General features: G+C 72.1%; 15 protein-coding genes. 2 read left to right on the plus strand and 13 right to left on the minus strand.

All coding sequences use genetic code 11. The annotated features are described in order from the left end of the window. Window positions 1-386 precede the first annotated feature (386 nt). A complete protein-coding gene (locus tag ACWCPM_RS30600) occupies window positions 387-1385 on the minus strand; it encodes an anion permease (protein WP_450979505.1) in 999 nt (332 codons plus the stop codon). 7 nt (window positions 1386-1392) lie between these two features. Beyond that, window positions 1393-2013, minus strand: coding sequence for a DUF47 domain-containing protein (locus tag ACWCPM_RS30605; protein ID WP_450979506.1), 621 nt, complete (start codon window positions 2011-2013; stop codon window positions 1393-1395). Window positions 2014-2227: 214 nt separating this feature from the next. Between ACWCPM_RS30605 and ACWCPM_RS30610 the strand changes: the two genes are divergently transcribed. Further along, window positions 2228-2560, plus strand: a complete 333-nt coding sequence (locus tag ACWCPM_RS30610; RefSeq protein WP_450979507.1) for a metal-sensitive transcriptional regulator — start codon at window positions 2228-2230, stop codon at window positions 2558-2560. Window positions 2561-2568: 8 nt separating this feature from the next. Here the strand turns inward: ACWCPM_RS30610 and ACWCPM_RS30615 are convergent, their stop codons facing one another. From ACWCPM_RS30615 to mshD, 9 genes are all read right to left on the minus strand, one after another. After that, window positions 2569-2751 carry a hypothetical protein gene (locus ACWCPM_RS30615; RefSeq protein WP_450979508.1) on the minus strand — a complete coding sequence of 61 codons (183 nt, stop codon included), beginning with the start codon at window positions 2749-2751 and terminating at the stop codon, window positions 2569-2571. Window positions 2752-2836: 85 nt separating this feature from the next. Next, the gene (locus tag ACWCPM_RS30620; protein WP_450979509.1) at window positions 2837-3673 is read right to left on the minus strand and encodes a hypothetical protein; all 837 of its coding nucleotides are present in this window, start codon (window positions 3671-3673) and stop codon (window positions 2837-2839) included. Between the two features lie 407 nt (window positions 3674-4080). Continuing rightward, a complete protein-coding gene (locus ACWCPM_RS30625) occupies window positions 4081-4506 on the minus strand; it encodes an NUDIX hydrolase (protein ID WP_450979510.1) in 426 nt (141 codons plus the stop codon). Window positions 4507-4532: 26 nt separating this feature from the next. Then, window positions 4533-5630: a CHAD domain-containing protein gene (locus tag ACWCPM_RS30630; protein ID WP_450979511.1), complete on the minus strand. Its 1098-nt coding sequence runs from the start codon at window positions 5628-5630 to the stop codon at window positions 4533-4535. Beyond that, window positions 5611-7965 (minus strand): RNA degradosome polyphosphate kinase, encoded by a 2355-nt coding sequence (locus tag ACWCPM_RS30635; RefSeq protein WP_450979512.1) that lies wholly within the window; start codon window positions 7963-7965, stop codon window positions 5611-5613. The genes ACWCPM_RS30630 and ACWCPM_RS30635 overlap by 20 nt, the downstream gene beginning before the upstream one ends. Before the next feature lie 625 nt (window positions 7966-8590). Next, entirely contained in the window at window positions 8591-9559 is a 969-nt protein-coding gene (locus ACWCPM_RS30640) for an ABC transporter permease (RefSeq protein ID WP_450979513.1), read from the minus strand. Further along, window positions 9556-10443 (minus strand): ATP-binding cassette domain-containing protein, encoded by an 888-nt coding sequence (locus ACWCPM_RS30645; protein WP_450979514.1) that lies wholly within the window; start codon window positions 10441-10443, stop codon window positions 9556-9558. The genes ACWCPM_RS30640 and ACWCPM_RS30645 overlap by 4 nt, the downstream gene beginning before the upstream one ends. After that, window positions 10440-10847, minus strand: coding sequence for a GntR family transcriptional regulator (locus ACWCPM_RS30650; RefSeq protein ID WP_450979515.1), 408 nt, complete (start codon window positions 10845-10847; stop codon window positions 10440-10442). The genes ACWCPM_RS30645 and ACWCPM_RS30650 overlap by 4 nt, the downstream gene beginning before the upstream one ends. A 103-nt stretch (window positions 10848-10950) precedes the next feature. Beyond that, a complete protein-coding gene (mshD, locus tag ACWCPM_RS30655; RefSeq protein WP_450979516.1) occupies window positions 10951-11883 on the minus strand; it encodes a mycothiol synthase in 933 nt (310 codons plus the stop codon). A gap of 176 nt (window positions 11884-12059) precedes the next feature. Here mshD and ACWCPM_RS30660 point away from each other — a divergent pair, with 176 nt between their 5' ends. Next, window positions 12060-13859: a bifunctional metallophosphatase/5'-nucleotidase gene (locus ACWCPM_RS30660; RefSeq protein WP_450979517.1), complete on the plus strand. Its 1800-nt coding sequence runs from the start codon at window positions 12060-12062 to the stop codon at window positions 13857-13859. 275 nt (window positions 13860-14134) lie between these two features. Here ACWCPM_RS30660 and ACWCPM_RS30665 read toward each other — a convergent pair whose 3' ends face one another. Both ACWCPM_RS30665 and ACWCPM_RS30670 read right to left on the minus strand, forming a co-directional pair. Next, entirely contained in the window at window positions 14135-15577 is a 1443-nt protein-coding gene (locus tag ACWCPM_RS30665) for a HAMP domain-containing sensor histidine kinase (RefSeq protein ID WP_450979518.1), read from the minus strand. After that, window positions 15574-16308, minus strand: a complete 735-nt coding sequence (locus ACWCPM_RS30670) for a response regulator transcription factor (RefSeq protein ID WP_450979519.1) — start codon at window positions 16306-16308, stop codon at window positions 15574-15576. Before ACWCPM_RS30670 ends, ACWCPM_RS30665 begins: the two co-directional genes overlap by 4 nt. Window positions 16309-16379 lie beyond the last annotated feature (71 nt).

Consider the following 16379-nt stretch of genomic DNA (forward strand, 5'->3'; position numbering starts at 1 on the left):
GTCGGGTGGGGGTGGCGGTCGCGCGTGGGGGGGGGGTTGCGGGGGGGGGGGCCCGGGGGGTGTCCGTCCTCGGAACGGCGCGGAATCGGTCACTCACCGACTCACCCGGGTTGACGCGCCAACCGCTGCGGGCGGACACCCCCCGGCCCGACCCCTTCCCGCCGTGGGCGGGTGCGGGTCCCGGGGAGGGAGGGGCGGACGCCGGAGTCCCATCGCGCCGTGTGCGGGTGCGCGTTCGGGGGTGGTTGTCGTCGGCCCCGCCTCTGTCCGTGGGTGCGGGTTCGTCGTCGTGCGCGGGTGTGGGGGTTGTCGTCGGCCTGGCCTCTGTCCGCCGGTGCGGGTGCGTGGGTGGTTGGCTTCGGACCTCGTGTGCGGGCTTGCGGGGGCTAGAGGAATGCCAGGTGGACGACGCCGTAGGCGCAGGCCGCGACCGCGGCGGCCGCGGGCATGGTGATGAACCAGCCCAGGATGATGTTCTTGGCGATGCCCCAGCGGACCGCGTTCACGCGCTTCGTCGCGCCGACGCCCATGATGGCCGAGGTGATGACGTGGGTCGTGGAGATGGGGGCCTTGAACAGGAAGGCCGTGGTGAACATGATCGACGCGCCCGTCGTCTCGGCGGCGAATCCCTGCGGGGGGTCGAGTTCGATGATCTTGCGGCCGAGGGTGCGCATGATGCGCCAGCCGCCGGCGTAGGTGCCGAGCGAGAGCATGAGGGCGCAGGCGATCTTGACCCAGAGGGGAATCGGGTCGCCGTAGTCCTGTACATCGGCGATGACCAGGGCCATCACGACGATGCCCATTGTTTTCTGCGCGTCCTGGAGACCGTGGCCCAGGGCCATACCGGCCGCCGAGACGGTCTGCGCTATGCGGAAGCCGCGCTTGGTCTTGTGCGGGCTCGCCCGGCGGAAGATCCACATGATCGCCGTCATCACCAGGTAGCCGACGATCAGGCCGACGACGGGGGAGACGAACATCGGGATGATGATCTTTTCCAGCACGCCGTCCCAGTAGACCCGCGTGCCGCCGGCCAGCGCCGCGCCGACCAGGCCGCCGAAAAGGGCGTGGGAGGAGGAGGACGGAAGGCCGAAGTACCAGGTGACGAGGTTCCAGGTGATGGCGCCGAGGAGAGCGGCGAAGAGGATGCCCATGCCCGAGGAGCCATGGGGCGTTTCGATCAGGCCCTCGCTGACCGTTTCCGCGATACCGCTGCCGAGGAAGGCGCCTGCCAGGTTCATGACCGCGGCCATGACGAGCGCGGCCTTCGGTGTCAGGGCGCGCGTGGACACGGACGTGGCGATCGCGTTGGCCGAGTCGTGGAAGCCGTTGGTGTAGGTGAAGAAGAGGGCGACCAGGATGGTCACGACCAGGGCGAACGTGTCCATGTACGGGTCAGGACTCCTTGACGGCGATGGTCTCCACCGTGTTCGCCACGTGTTCGAAAGCGTCGGCGGCCTCCTCGAGGACGTCGACGATCTGCTTGAGCTTCAGCACCTCGATCGCGTCGTACTTGCCGTTGAAGAGGTGGGCCAGCAGCTTGCGGTGGATCTGGTCGGCCTGGTTCTCCAGGCGGTTGACCTCGATCCAGTACTCGGTGAGGTTGTCCAGCGTGCGCAGGTGGGGCATCGCCTCGGCCGTCAGTTCGGCGGCGCGGGCGAGGACCTCGATCTGCTGGTCGACGCCCTTGGGGAGTTCCTCGATGTTGTAGAGGACGACCAGGTCGACGGCCTCCTCCATGAAGTCCATGATGTCGTCGAGGGAGGACGCGAGGGAGTAGATGTCCTCACGGTCGAAGGGCGTGATGAAGGAGGAGTTGAGCTGGTGGAAGATCGCGTGTGTGGCGTCGTCGCCGGCGTGTTCCGCTGCCCGCATGCGCTCCGCGATCTCGGCCCGGGCGGAAGCGTCCGCCCCGAGCAGTTCCATCAGGAGTTTCGAGCCCGTGACGATGTTGTCCGCGGACGCGGCGAACATGTCGTAGAAGCTCGTCTCCCTGGGGGTCAGACGAAAGCGCACGTGGGGTCCTCGGGGTGCTTCGGTTTCGGTCAGGGTGATGCTAGGCGCATCATCCGGCCACGGCTAATGGGCCGTCCCCCAGTGTCGCCCATGAATTCCGCGCATCAGTACGGGGGCGGTTCGGTGGCCGGCTCCGGGCAGTGGCCAAGGGGCCTATACCCAGCAAAGTTCGGTACGATATACCCAGTAGGGGTATGTGGATGGAGGGCACGCGATGACGACCGCCGAGGCCGGTGAGGGCGTGGTGACCGACCATGACCGGGGCATCCACGGGTACCACAAAGAGAAGGACGAGCATCTGAAGCGGCTCAGGAGGATCGAGGGGCAGATCCGTGGGCTGCAGCGGATGGTCGACGAGGACGTCTACTGCATCGACATACTCACGCAGGTCTCCGCGTCCACCAAGGCCCTGCAGTCCTTCGCCCTCCAGTTGCTGGAGGAGCATCTGCGGCACTGCGTCGCCGACGCCGCGCTGAAGGGCGGGGACGAGATCGACGCCAAGGTCGAGGAGGCCACGAAGGCCATCGGGCGCCTGCTGCGGACGTGAGCTTTCGCTCACTTCCCCCGGGAGTCGTCCCCGCGTTCCTCGGCGACCCTCAGGACCTCGTCGATGCTCTCCAGGCTCAGCCGGTCCTCGTCCGCCGCCGAGGCCGCGATGATCAGCTCTCCGCACAGCTCGATCTCGGCGAGGGCCACGTGGTCCTGAACTGCCGTACCGCCGACCGGAGCCACGTGCATCACCTCTTCTCTGCCGTCACCGGCTTCCTAGAGTAGGGAGTGGCCCACACGACGCGCATGGCACGGACGGGCTAGTTCACGCCGGTCACTCCTCGGCGATCCGGCCCGCGTAGATGTCCTTCTCGGGCGGAAGGGCCACGTCGACCGGGGCGCCGAAGTCGTAGAGCAGGGTCGTGGACGCCACCGCCACGGTGCCCTCCTGCCGGCCGTTGACGAAGCTGAAGCGGTGTCTGATCTTGCGGATCCGGCCCTCGTCGTCGAGGTACACGTCGAACGGGACCTCGGCCGTGGCGAACCCTTTCGCCGCCGCCGCGAGTGACGCCCGGCCCCCGGGCGAGGCGGTGCCGGCCGCCTTCATGAGATCGGCGGTGCCCCGGTAGTGGTGCACCTTCGTGCCCGCGACCTCGGTGCGGCCCACGTACTTCGCCGAGCGGGTGCCGCGCAGCACCTCGGCGGCGGCGTACGGGTCCGTGGCGCCGCCGGTGACCAGGTTGCCGTCGGAGAGGGTCGCGGTGTCCACCCGCACCCACTTGTCGGCGGGGACCCCGGCGCCCCGGTTCTTCATGTAGAGGGCGCCCGGGGCGAGGAGTTCGGTGATCGGACGGTGTTCCGTCTGGCCGGACGGGTCCTGGGGGAGCAGGACCTTCAGCCGGCCGCGCTTGCGGGCGAAGTCGTAGACGCCCTCTCCGCGGATGGTGACCCGGGTGCCGCCGGTCGCCATCTCCATCGACGTACGGGCCTTGGACGTGCCCGCGTCGACCAGGGCCTCGGCCGCGCGGTGCAGCGTGCCCACGGGGTCCGCGGGGCGGGCGTCGTCGGCGGCGGCGCCACTGCTCGAGCATCCGGAGCCTAGGAGGCACGCGCAGGCCGTCAGCCCCGCCGCCACGACCGTTCCGACCGTCCTGCCGTGCTGCTCCGCCATGGCCTGCCTACCCCCAGCCGTACGCTTCGTCTCGGGCTCCCCTGTTGTCCGGTTAACGACGGGTAGGTTGAGCCGTCACGCGGGGCGGGGGTGGTGGTGCGGTGCCGGCGGCGGCGGGGCGGGTCTCCGCACCACGCCCACGCCCGGCCCGTCGACCGTTCACCTGGTCTGGGTACGGTGGACGGTGTGAGAGAGCAGGATCCGTCCGGCCCAGGTGGGGACCGTCCGGAACATCGCACCAGCACGGTCGAGCAGGGGCCCTTCTGCGTCGCGCGCTGCGTCTGCGGCTGGCGTGGGCCGGCGCGCAGGGCGCGGAGCCTGGCCCGGACGGACGCGGCGGGCCATATGGCCGGATCTTGACGGTACCGGCGTCCGGGCCGCCCGGGGCGGCGCCGGAGGCGTCCTGGCTAGGCGTGGCGCATGGCCGCCAGGAGTTCGTCCACCAGTTCGCGGTCGCGGGGCTGGGTGAGACGCAGCCGGGCCGCCGCGGGCGGCAGCCACAGGATGCGGTCGACCTCGTCGTTCGGGGTGAAGTCTCCCGAGGTGGCCTCCGCCGCCCAGTAGCGGACCTCCTTGGGGCGGCCGTTGACCAGGTAGTGCACGGTCGGCAGTTCGGCGTCCGCTGCGGCGGTGTAGCCGCTCTCCTCCCTGACCTCGCGCAGCGCGCCCGCCAGCGCGTCCTCACCGGGCTTGAGCTTGCCCTTGGGGTGGGACCAGTCGTCGTACTTCGGGCGGTGGACCAGGCAGACCTCCAGGCCCTCGGCGACGGGGGAGCGGCGCCACAGCACGCATCCGGCCGCCTGGACCGGGATGTCGTCCTTCGTGCCGGTCACCGGCCGTTCACCGCCCCCTCGCCCGCTCAGGAAGTACCTACCGTGTGCTTCTGCCAGGACTGCTGGAACTCGAAGCGGGCCGCCTCCACCTCGTGCCGCTGGTCGGCGTGCAGCACGCCGAGCGCGTACGCCGTCGCCGGCGCGATGCGAGGGGTGCGGGCCGCCGCTGCCGCCGCGGCGGCCGCCTCGGAGGCGTCGCGGTGCCGGTTGAGGGACTGTCCGGCGCTCAGCAGGCGCACGTCGACCGGGGCGTTCGCACCCTCCAGGACCTCACGGGCGTAGCGGTGCAGCCGCAGCAGGAGGCGGACCTGATGCCAGGGGGCGTCCTGCGGGTGCGGGGCGGGGTCCGGGGAGAGGCCGTGGATCAGGGCCACCGCGTTGTACGGGTGGCCCGCCGTGACCAGGGGCAGCGCGGCCACCGCGTCGGTAAGGCGCTCCTCGGCCGCCGACGCCTGGGGACGCAGGTCGGCGGCGCCGGCGGCGGGTGTCAGCGGGACCTCGCTGGCCAGTACGGCGACCTTGTCGGCGACCGCGTGGAAGCGGGAGGAGCCGAGGGCCTGCAGGGCGCCGGAGTGGGCCCGGGTCCGGGCGAGGGTGAGCTGGCGTTCGAGCAGGGCACCCGCCTTGGCCGCGCCGACCGTGAGGTTGCCGCGTTCCGGGGCCGTCGCGGGACCGGCGGTGGGCGGTGCCCCCGCCGCCACCCGCGCGCCGGCGGCACGACCGGCCGCGGCCACTCCCGCGGTCGGCTGGGCGGGGAAGGTCGCGCCCGACAGCCGGTGCAGCGCCTGGAGCAGCCGCTCCAGCCGGGCCGCGTAGGAGTGTTCCAGGGCGAGGGTGCCCGAGAGCCAGGCCAGTTCCGGGCGCATGCCCTCCGACCAGTCGGTGTCCAGCAGCGGACGGAACGTGTGCAGGCTGCCGCTGATGCGGCGGGCCGAGCGGCGCAGGGCCCGCGCGGCGTCGACGGTCTCCTCCGTGCCGTTGCTGCCGGAACCCGTGCCGGTCTCCCGGTGCTGCCGCAGCGCGCGGAGGAACTCCGTGGCCTGGGCGCGCAGGTAGACCGCGAGGGCGTCCCCTGTCACGGGCCCGGCCACCGGGTCCGTCGGGTCAAGGTGTTGCTGTGCCACGCCGGCGCCTCCGGGCGTCTATGAGCATCTCCTGGATGTTCCTCAGGGGCCCGCCGTCCGCGTCCACCGCGTGCCGGTTCCACTCGCCGTCCGGGCCCAGGTGCCAGGAGGCGGTGGAGTCGGACATACCGGTTTCGAGGAGCCGGTTGAGGGCGGCGCGGTGCGCCGGGTCGACGACCCGCACCAGGGCTTCGATACGGCGGTCGAGGTTGCGGTGCATCATGTCGGCGCTGCCGATCCACACCTCGGGCTCGCCGCCGTTGCCGAAGGCGAAGAGCCGGGAGTGCTCGAGGAAGCGGCCGAGGATCGAGCGGACCCGGATGTTCTCCGACAGGCCCGTCACGCCCGGCCGGATCGCGCAGATGCCGCGCACCCAGACGTCGACCGGGACACCCGCCATGGACGCGCGGTACAGGGCGTCGATGACGGCCTCGTCGACCATCGAGTTGACCTTGACGCGGACGTAGGCGGGACGTCCGGCACGGTGGTGCTGGATCTCCTTGTCGATCCGCGCTATCAGGCCGTCGCGCAGCGACTTGGGGGCGACCAGCAGGCGGCGGTAGGTCTCCCGCCGGGAGTAGCCGGAGAGCCGGTTGAAAAGGTCGGACAGGTCCGCGCCGACCTGCGGGTCGGCGGTGAGCAGACCGAGGTCCTCGTAGAGACGGGCCGTCTTCGGGTGGTAGTTGCCGGTGCCGACGTGGCTGTAGCGGCGCAGGGTGTCGCCCTCCTGGCGGACCACCAGCGACAGCTTGCAGTGGGTCTTCAGGCCGACGAGGCCGTAGACCACATGGCAGCCGGCCTCCTCCAGCTTGCGCGCCCACTTGATGTTGGCGTGCTCGTCGAAGCGGGCCTTGATCTCGACCAGGACGAGGACCTGCTTGCCGGACTCGGCGGCGTCTATCAGCGCGTCCACGATGGGCGAGTCGCCCGAGGTCCGGTACAGGGTCTGCTTGATGGCGAGGACGTCCGGGTCGGACGCCGCCTGCTCCAGGAAGGCCTGCACGGAGGTGGAGAAGGAGTCGTAGGGGTGGTGCAGCAGGACGTCCCTCGCGCGCAGCGCGGCGAAGATGTCCGGCGCGGACGCGGACTCGACCTCGGCGAGGTCGCGGTGGGTGCCGGCGACGAACTTCGGGTACTTCAGCTCGGGCCGGTCCAGGCGGTGGATGCGGAAGAGGCCGGTGAGGTCGAGGGGGCCGGGCAGCGGGTAGACCTCGGCCTCGCTGATCTTCAGCTCGCGCACCAGCAGGTCCAGCACCTCGCGGTCGATGGACTCCTCGACCTCCAGGCGGACCGGCGGTCCGAACCGGCGGCGCATGAGCTCCTTCTCCAGTGCCTGGAGCAGGTTCTCGGCGTCGTCCTCCTCGACCTCCAGGTCCTCGTTCCTGGTCAGCCGGAAGGCGTGGTGCTCCAGGACCTCCATGCCCGGGAAGAGCTCTTCGAGGTGCGCGGCGATGACGTCCTCCAGCGGGACGTACCGGCCGGGCGCGGCCTCCAGGAAGCGGGAGAGCAGCGGGGGCACCTTGACGCGGGCGAAGTGCCGGTGGCCGCTGACCGGGTTGCGCACGACGACGGCCAGGTTCAGGGAGAGGCCGGAGATGTACGGGAAGGGGTGCGCGGGGTCCACGGCCAGCGGGGTCAGGACCGGGAAGATCTGGTGCCGGAAGAGGGTGAACAGGCGGGCCTGTTCCTTCTCCGTCAGCTCGCTCCAGCGGACCAGGTGGATGCCCTCGTCCGCGAGCGCGGGGGCGACGTCCTCGTGGTAGCAGGCGGCGTGCCGGGCCATCAGCTCGCGGGAGCGGGCCCAGATCATCTCCAGCACCTGCATCGGCTGCAGGCCGGAGGCGGAGCGGGTGGCGACGCCGGTGGCGATACGGCGCTTCAGTCCGGCGACCCGGACCATGAAGAACTCGTCCAGGTTGCTGGCGAAGATCGCGAGGAAGTTCGCGCGCTCCAGCAGGGGCGTGTTCGGATCCTCGGCGAGTTCGAGAACCCGCTCGTTGAACGCGAGCCAGCTGCGCTCCCGGTCGAGGAAGCGGCCCTGGGGCAGATGGACGCCGTCGACCGTCGACTCCTCGTAGACGTCGAGGTCGGCGTCGAGATCGGGTTCCAGGTCGGAGACGGTGGCCGAGACCGTGTGGGGGCGGTGCGCGGCGATGGAGCCCACGGAGGGCTGCGCGTGCTGGACCTCTGCCGGGGCGTTCTGCTGGCTCATGAACCCATTCTTCCGCGCCTGGGGCGAAACGGGCGCGTCGGAGCGGGCGGGCGGGATCAAGGGGGCCCCGTCTCCCGCGCGGCCCTCGGGGGGCGGCGAAGGCTCAGGCACGGCGGGCGTCATTGGCCGAGCGTCGCAAGCTTGGCTGAATCGATGGTTACGGAGACATGACGTGCGGGATAGCGCAGGGCGGCTCCCCGGGGTCCGCGCCTGCTTCCGGGGGCCCGCGCCCGGCCCTCTCGGCGCCTTTGGCGCCTTTGCGTTCCGCCGTCCGGGTGTCCGGGCCGACGGGTGCGACGCCCGCGTTCCCTACGGCCATCATGCACCCGAGGGTCGGTGGTGCGCTGCCGGTGCCGGCCGGGGGCCGCACGGTCCGGCGCTCGGTGGTCCGGTGGACGCGTCCTTGTGCTTCGGCGGCTGTGGCTGCCCCGGCGGCCTAACGTCCGTGCCCGGTCCCGGTGGTGCGTCGGGCGTGGTGGGCGTGGTGGGCGAGGGTCGTCCTCGTTCGGCCGCCGGAACGGCCGCGTCGGCCGGGGTGTTCGCGTGGTCGTTGGGCTCGCGCGTGGTGACGTGCTTGTGCTTGGGCGGCTGGGGCTGTCCCGGCGGCCTTACGTCCGCGCTCGGCTCCGGTGGTGCGTCGGGCGTGGTGGGCGAGGGTCGTCCTCGTTCGGCCGCCGGCACGGCCGCGGGGCGGGGGTGCGTGTCCGCGGTGGCTTCGGGTGCGGTGTCGCCCCGGGAGGGCGTGTGCTCAGGACGTGCGGCGTTTCAGCAGGTGGAAGGTGGCGAGGACGGCCAGGGCCGTCGCCGCGAGGACGATCCCCGTCTCCGCCAGCTGGAGCGGCCAGAAGTGCGACGGCGGGTGGTGGTCGCGGTAGAAGCCGGTGACGTCGTGTTCGGCGAGGCATGTGACCTCGTCGAGGCAGAGGGCGTCCTTGACGCGGGCGCCCGTGGAGGTCAGGGCGCCCTCCTCGACGAGCATTCCGGAGTACCCGGGGTAGCCGTCGCGGCCGATCACCGTGCGGACCGGCCACAGGCGGGGGCGCAGGAGGGCCAGGCCGGACGAGAGGACGAGCAGGGCCAGGGCGCCCGTGGCGAGTGCCGGGAGGGCGCGGCCGAGCACCATCCCCGCGAGGGCGCCGACCGCCAGGCCCAGCAGGGCGTAGGCGGGGGCCAGCGTGCCGTTGGCGAGATAGGCGGTGCTGGAGTACAGGTCCGGCCCGCCCAGTTCACGCACCTCGGGGCCCGCCGCCGTCCAGGCCAGCCGGTGCAGCAGCGCGAGGACGCTGGTGCCGGAGACGAGCAGCGCCGCCGGGACCGCGAGTTTGGCGGCCAGCCAGCGGGCCGGCGGGACGGACTGCGTCCAGGCCAGCTGGGCCGTCCCGTTCTCCAGGTCGCGGCCGATCAGCGCGCCGCCCGCCCAGGTGGCGGTGAGCAGCGGGACCAGGGTGATCAGCCCGCCGCCGACGGAGAGCAGCGTGGTGTGACGCCGCTGGGCGGGGCCGGTGGAGTCGCAGTACACGTCGGGCCCGGAGCAGTTCAGCCGGCGGTACTCCTCGACCGCGTCGGGGGCCCCGGGGTGGTACGCCCACAGCAGGGCGCCCGCGGCGACGACCAGCAGCATCACCCAGAACCACAGCGCCGAGCGGTGCAGCCGGAACATCGCCCAGATCAGGCCGTGCGCACGCCCACCGCGCGCGGGAACGGTCACGGCGGTCATACGGCGGTCTCCTCGGGGACGTCGAGGCGGAGTTCCGGCGCCTCGGCGGAGCGCAGATGGGACAGGACCAGCTCCTCCAGGGACGGCTCGGCCGTCTCCCAGCCCGCGCCGACCGTGCCCCGGGCGCGTATCAGCGCGGTGAGCTGGCGGCCGGTCGTGCGGGACTCGACGACCGTGTGCGGGCCGAGGTCGCCGCCGGCCGGGCCGGTGACGAGGGTGTGCGCGGCGAGCAGGTCGTCCAGGGGCCCGGCGAGCCGGACGCTTCCGGCGCCGAGAAGCAGGAGGTGGTCGCAGGAGCCCTCCAGGTCGGCGACGACGTGCGAGGACATCACGACCGTGGTGCCGCGCTCGGCGGCGTCGGCCATCAGCGTGCCCATCAGCCGGTGCCGGGCGAGCGGGTCGACGTCGGCCAGCGGCTCGTCCAGCAGCAGCAGTTCGGGCCGCTTGCCGAGCGCGAGGGCGAGCGCGACCCGGCTGCGCTGGCCGCCGGAGAGCGTGCGGATCCGGTCGTCCGGGTCCAGGTCGCCGTCCGCGACGATCCGCTCGGCGACGGCCCTGTCCCAGACCCTCGGGTTGAGTTCGCGGCCCAGGCGCAGGGTCTCGCCGACGGTGAGCTGCGGCGGCAGGGGCTTGCCCTGGGCGACGTACGCCAGGCGCTCGCGGGCCTGGGCGGGGCTGCCGCCGAGCACCGTGAGCGTGCCCTCGCTGGGGGCGGTGAGCCCGGCGGCGAGGGAGAGCAGGGTGGACTTGCCGGCGCCGTTGGGTCCCATCACCGCGCAGACCGCACCGGCCGGCAGCCGGAAGGTGCAGGAGTCCAGAACCTGCCGCCCCCTGCGCCGGAACCGCTTGCCCAGCGAGGCCGCCTCGATCGCGGTGCCGGTCATCCCTGGCCCCCCTCGTGCTGCTGCCGCGGTGCCGCGAACTGCTCGTCGAGCACGGCGGCGAAGAGCGCGGCCACGTCCTCCCGCTCCAGCCCCGCACCGCGCGCCCGCTCCGCCCACGCCACCAGCTCCGCCCGCAGCGGGGAGTCCGCCGGGGCCGCGCCCAGCGACCGGCGTACGAACGTGCCGACACCGCGCCGGGCCTCGACGAGGCCGTCGCGTTCCAGCTCGCGGTAGGCCTTGAGGACGGTGTTGGGGTTGATGGCGGTGGCCTCGACGACCTCGCGGGCCGTCGGCAGTTTGTCGCCGGGCTGCAGCAGGCCGAGCCGCAGCGCCTGCTTGGTCTGCTGGACGATCTGTACGTAGGTGGCGACGCCGCTGCGCCGGTCGATGCGGTATTCGACCACTCGTACACGACCCTTTCACTAATTGAGTAGTGAAAGGGTGCTGCACGAGTGGGGGCGGCGTCAAGATCGTCGCCCCTCATGGGGGGTTATGCGGCGATATGTCTCACGTCTCGGTGCGGTACATCAGGTCCGTCTCGTACGTCGTGAAGCCCATCCGCTCGTACACGCCGACCGCCGCCTTGTTGTCGGCGTCGACATAGAGCATCGCCGTCGGCAGCGCCTGGGCCGCCAGGTGCCGCAGTCCGATCGAGGTGAGCGCCTTGCCGAGGCCGGACCCCTGCGCGCCCGGCGCGACACCGAGCACGTACACCTCGCCGAGCTGCTCCTCGGCGTGCACCTTCGTCCAGTGGAAGCCGACGAGCTCGTCGCCGCGGAAGGCGAGGAAGAAGCCCTCCGGGTCGAACCACGGCTCGGCCCTGCGGTCGTCGAGGTCCCGCTGGGCGAGCGAGCCCTGCTCGGGGTGGTGGGCGAAGGCGGCCGCGTTGACGGCCAGCCAGGCCGCGTCGTCCCGCCCGGACACGAAGGGGCGCACGGTCACGTCCCGCGGCAGGACCGGCTCGGGCAGGTCGAGGCCGGTCAACGGCCGTCGCATCTGCCGCAGTTCACGGAAGAGCGTGAGGCCGAGCACCTGGGCGAGGTGCCGGGCGGCGGCGTGGCCTCCGTGCGCCCACACCCGCAGCCGCTTGCCGGACGCGGCCAGCAGGGCGGAGCCGAGGGCCCGCCCGTGCCCGTGGCCGCGGTGCGCGGGGTGGACGACCAGCTCGGCGGCCGGTGCCTCCACCGGGTCGGTGTCCTCCAGTTGCGCGTAGCCCACGAGTTGGTCCCCGGCGGTCAGCAGCAGATGGGAGACGCCCTCCCGGGCGCCGCCGCGGACCCGGAGCCGTCCCTGCTCGGACACGGCCTGCTGGCCGTCGGTGCGCGCGGCCGCGGCGAGCAGGTCGAGGACCGCCTCCGTCTGCTCCGGGGCGAGCGCGGCGCGGGTTTCGAGGGAACGGGAGAGGGGGGCGCCGGGCCGTGCGCTGTCGTCGCTGGTCATGACTACGAGGGTACGGGGCGGGCACGGCAAAGTGGCGGTAAGGGGAGCCGAGGGGGAAAAGCACGGGAAAACGTCTGTGGTACCAGGATGTAACCCTGAACCCCCTGTGCCGCTACGCGCGTTGACCCTAGGCTGCGGCCGATCGGACAATGGCCTGAGAAGACACAGGGGAGCACATGCCGGCCACACCTCAGCCAGACCGCAGACGACGTACGACCCGCCTGCTCGCCGCAGCCGCCGGACTCACCACGGTCGGCGCGCTGGCAGCCGCCCTGCCGTCGACGGCGAGCGCCCACGGCGACCACGGAGGGCACGGACCGGGCCGCTACCAGGACGTGCAGCTGCTGTCCTTCAACGACCTGCACGGCAATCTCGAACCGCCGGCCGGATCCTCCGGCCGTGTCACCGAGCTCCAGCCCGACGGCACCACGAAGACCATCGACGCGGGCGGCGTCGAGTACCTGGCGACGCATCTGCGCGAGGCCCGTGAGGGCAACAGGTACTCGATCACCGCGGCGGGCGGCGACATGGTCGGCGCCTCCCCGCTGATCTCGGGCCTCTTCCACGACGAGCCCACCATCGAGGCCCTGAACAAGCTCGATCTCGACGTGACGAGCGTCGGCAACCACGAGTTCGACGAGGGCGCGAGGGAATTGACCCGCCTCCAGAACGGCGGCTGCCACCCCACCGAGGGCTGCTACACCGACAAGAGGTTCAAGGGCGCCGACTTCCCGTACCTGGCGGCCAACGTCCTCAAGGAGAAGACGAAGCGGCCCCTTCTCGATCCCTACTGGGTGTGGAAGAAGAACGGCGTCAAGGTCGGCTTCATCGGCGTGACCCTGGAGGCCACCCCGGACATCGTCACCGCCGAGGGCGTCAAGGGCCTCGTCTTCAAGGACGAGGTCGAGACGATCAACAAGTACGCGAAGGTCCTCGAGCGGCAGGGCGTGAAGTCCATCGTCGCGCTGATCCACGAGGGCGGCTTCCCGGCCGGTACCGCGTACAACTACGACTGCGACTCCCCGGGCGCGGGCGACGGCGTCTCCGGCCCGATCGTCGACATCGCCAAGAACGTCACCCCGCAGGTCGACGCGCTCGTCACCGGTCACACCCACGCGCCGTACGTGTGCACCATCGACGACCCGGCGGGCAAGCCCCGCATGGTGACCTCGGCGTCCTCCTTCGGCCGCCTCTACACCGACACGACGCTGACGTACGACCGGTGGACGGGTGACATCGCCCGCACGGCCGTGCGCTCGGCGAACCACGTGGTCACCCGGGACGTCCCCAAGGCGCCGGACATGACCCGTCTGATCGACCGGTGGAACACCCTGGCCGCGCCCATCGGCAACCGCGCGATCGGCCACATCTCCGCCGACATCACCAGCACCGGCACCGAGTCCCCGCTCGGCGACCTCATCGCCGACGCCCAGCTCGCCTACGGCAAGGAGCTGGATCCGGAGACGGACGTCGCGCTGATGAACCCGGGCGGCATCCGGGCGCCCCTGACCTACGCGGCCAAGGCCGCTGAGGGCGACGGCGTGGTCACCTACGCCGAGGGCTTCACCGTCCAGCCGTTCGCCAACACCGTCAACCTCCAGGACTTCACGGGCGCCCAGCTGATCCAGATCCTCAAGGAGCAGGTCAGCGGTGCCAACGCGGCCTCCCCGAAGGTGCTCCAGCCGTCCGCCGGGCTGACCTACACCCTGGACCTGACCAAGAGCGGCGCCGACCGCGTGGTCACGGACTCCGTCAGGCTGAACGGCGCGGCGATCGACCCGTCGGCGGTCTACCGCGTCGCGAGCAACAGCTTCCTCGCGGGCGGCGGCGACGGATTCCCGACACTGGGGCAGGGCACGAATGACCTGGTCGGCGAGGACGACCTGGCGGCCCTGGGGAAGTACCTGACGGCCAACTCCTCGGCGGCGAACCCGATCGCGCCGCCGGCGGCGAACCGCATCACGGTCGTGCGATAGCGGGAGGCACCGCGACCGGTTCACCGCCGTCGGGAGTCCGCGGTGAACCGGATCGCACCCCCCTGCCCCACGCCGAGCACCGGGCCGCGGACACCCTCCGGGACGGGCCGAGACCGGCCGCGGACCCCGAGGCGGAGACCGACGGCATCCGGGTCAGGCTGCCGGGCTCCGGACCGGCCGTCGGCGAGAGACGAGGGCGGGCGGTCGGCGAGAGACGAGCGCGGGCCGTCGGCGAGAACCGAGGGCGGGCGGTGCCGGGGCACGGACGTCCGTGCCTACGGCACCGCGGGTGGCGGGGTCGCGGCACCCGGCAGGTGTACCGTCACCGCCGTGCCGCCGCCCTCCGCCGGGCTCAGCGTCACCTCGCCGCCCGACTGCTGCACCGTACGGGCCACGATGGACAGGCCGAGGCCGGAGCCGGGCAGCGCACGGGCGGAGGGTGAGCGCCAGAAACGGTCGAAGACGTGCGGGAGTTCGTCGGCGGGGACACCGGGGCCGTGGTCGCGGACGGTGAGGACGCCCTCGTGCAGCGTGACCTCGATCGTCGCGCCCTCCGGGCTGAACTTCACCGCGTTGTCCAGGATGTTGACCACGGCCCGCTCCAGCGCGGACGGCTCCGCCCGCACGAACCAGGGGTCCAGGTCCGCCGTGATCGTCAGCTCGGGGCCGCGCAGGCGGGCGCGGCGCAGAGCCGACTCGACCGTGTCGTGCAGGGCGATCACCTGGGCCTTACCCGCCTGCTGGTCGGTGGCCGGGCGGGACAGCTCCTGGAGGTCGCCGATCAGCGCGGCGAGCTCGGTCATCTGGGCCTTCACCGAGGCGAGCAGCGCCTTGCGGTCGGCCTCGGGCAGGGGGCGGCCGGTCTCCTCACTGCGGGTGAGCAGTTCGATGTTGGTGCGCAGGGAGGTCAGCGGCGTGCGCAGCTCATGACCGGCGTCCGCGATGAGCTGCTGCTGCAGGTCGCGGGAGCTGGCCAGCGCGGAGGTCATGGAGTTGAAGGAACGCGAGAGCCGGGCGACCTCGTCCTCGGAGTCGTCCTCCACCGGGATACGGACGTTCAGGTCCTCGGTACGGGCGACGTGTTCGACGGCCTCGGTGAGCTTGTCGACGGGGCGCAGACCGGCGCGGGCGACCGCGAGGCCGGCGGCTCCCGCGCCGACCACGCCGATGCCGGAGACGAGGAGGAGGAGCAGAGCGAGTTCGTTCAGGGTGTTCTGAGTGCTCTTCAGGGACACGGCGACCACGAGCCCGACATGGGGTCCGCTCTGTCCGGTGGCCGTGGTGGTGGCGCCCAGCGGCCGGGTCAGTACCCGGACCTCGGTGCCGTCGCCGGCGGCGCCGTTGCGGAAGTACAGGCCGCGGGTGTTCCCCGTCCTGATCTCGTCCTTGTCGGCCTGGGTGACCTTCACCGCCGCGGGGGAGTCCTGGAGGACGCAGACGGTGCCGTCCTCCTGGACCAGCTGCGAGTAGCTGTTGCGGAAGAGACCGGTGCCGTACGGCGTCCCGGTGCAGTTGTCGAGGGCGTCCTGGAGCTGCCCGGGCAATCTGACCGACGCCTTCCTGAGGTCGTCGTCGACCTGGCCGTACAGCCTCCCCTGCACGATGAACCAGCAGCTCACCGAGACCGCCGCCACCGCGAACGCCACCGCCGCCGCCACCAGCAGCGCCAGCCGGGAGCGGATGGGCAGGGCGCGGAAGCGCCAGGGCACCGTGCTCACTCCGCCCCGCCCTGCCGCAGCGCGTAGCCCACGCCCCGCACGGTGTGCACGAGCCGCGGCTCGCCTCCCGCCTCCGTCTTGCGGCGCAGGTACATCACGTACACGTCCAGGGAGTTGGACGACGGCTCGAAGTCGAAGCCCCACACCGCCTTCAGGATCTGCTCCCGGGTGAGTACCTGCCGCGGGTGGGCCATGAACATCTCCAGCAGCGTGAACTCCGTGCGCGTCAGCTCCACCGGCCGCCCGGCCCGCGTCACCTCCCGCGTGGCGAGGTTCATGCGCAGATCGGCGAAGGCCATCGCCTCGTCCTCCGGCGCGCCGGCCTCGGCCGCCGCGGCGTAGGAGCTGCGTCGCAGCAGTGCGCGGACACGGGCGAACAGCTCGTCCAGTTCGAAGGGCTTGACCAGGTAGTCGTCCGCCCCGGCGTCCAGGCCCGTCACCCGGTCGCCGACCGTGTCGCGGGCCGTCAGCATCAGGATGGGCGTCGTGTCCCCGGTGCCCCGGATGCGGCGCGCGGCGGTCAGGCCGTCCATGCGGGGCATCTGGATGTCGAGGACGACGAGGTCCGGCCGGTACGCGGACGTCTTCTCCAGCGCGTCCGCGCCGTCGACCGCGACCTCGGTGTCGTACCCCTCGAAGGCGAGGCTGCGCTGGAGTGCCTCGCGCACCGCCGGCTCGTCGTCGACGATGAGGATGCGCTGGGGGTCACGGTCGCCTTCGGCGGGGCTCATGGCTTCTGGATTCCTCGGTACGGTGGGAGGCGGAGGCTGACGCTGCCAGCGTCGCACGTCCGCGGACGCCG

The organism is Streptomyces sp. NPDC002309, from assembly GCF_053593375.1.

Coding starts and splice junctions, on each gene's coding strand:
- ACWCPM_RS30620 (WP_450979509.1), bottom strand. CDS start 3,673: ATGGCGGAGCAGCACGGCAGGACGGTCGGAACGGTCGTGGCGGCGGGG.
- ACWCPM_RS30670 (WP_450979519.1), bottom strand. CDS start 16,308: ATGAGCCCCGCCGAAGGCGACCGTGACCCCCAGCGCATCCTCATCGTC.
- ACWCPM_RS30645 (WP_450979514.1), bottom strand. CDS start 10,443: ATGACCGGCACCGCGATCGAGGCGGCCTCGCTGGGCAAGCGGTTCCGG.
- ACWCPM_RS30640 (WP_450979513.1), bottom strand. CDS start 9,559: ATGACCGCCGTGACCGTTCCCGCGCGCGGTGGGCGTGCGCACGGCCTG.
- ACWCPM_RS30660 (WP_450979517.1), top strand. CDS start 12,060: ATGCCGGCCACACCTCAGCCAGACCGCAGACGACGTACGACCCGCCTG.
- ACWCPM_RS30600 (WP_450979505.1), bottom strand. CDS start 1,385: ATGGACACGTTCGCCCTGGTCGTGACCATCCTGGTCGCCCTCTTCTTC.
- ACWCPM_RS30615 (WP_450979508.1), bottom strand. CDS start 2,751: ATGCACGTGGCTCCGGTCGGCGGTACGGCAGTTCAGGACCACGTGGCC.
- mshD (WP_450979516.1), bottom strand. CDS start 11,883: ATGACCAGCGACGACAGCGCACGGCCCGGCGCCCCCCTCTCCCGTTCC.
- ACWCPM_RS30610 (WP_450979507.1), top strand. CDS start 2,228: ATGACGACCGCCGAGGCCGGTGAGGGCGTGGTGACCGACCATGACCGG.
- ACWCPM_RS30635 (WP_450979512.1), bottom strand. CDS start 7,965: ATGACGCCCGCCGTGCCTGAGCCTTCGCCGCCCCCCGAGGGCCGCGCG.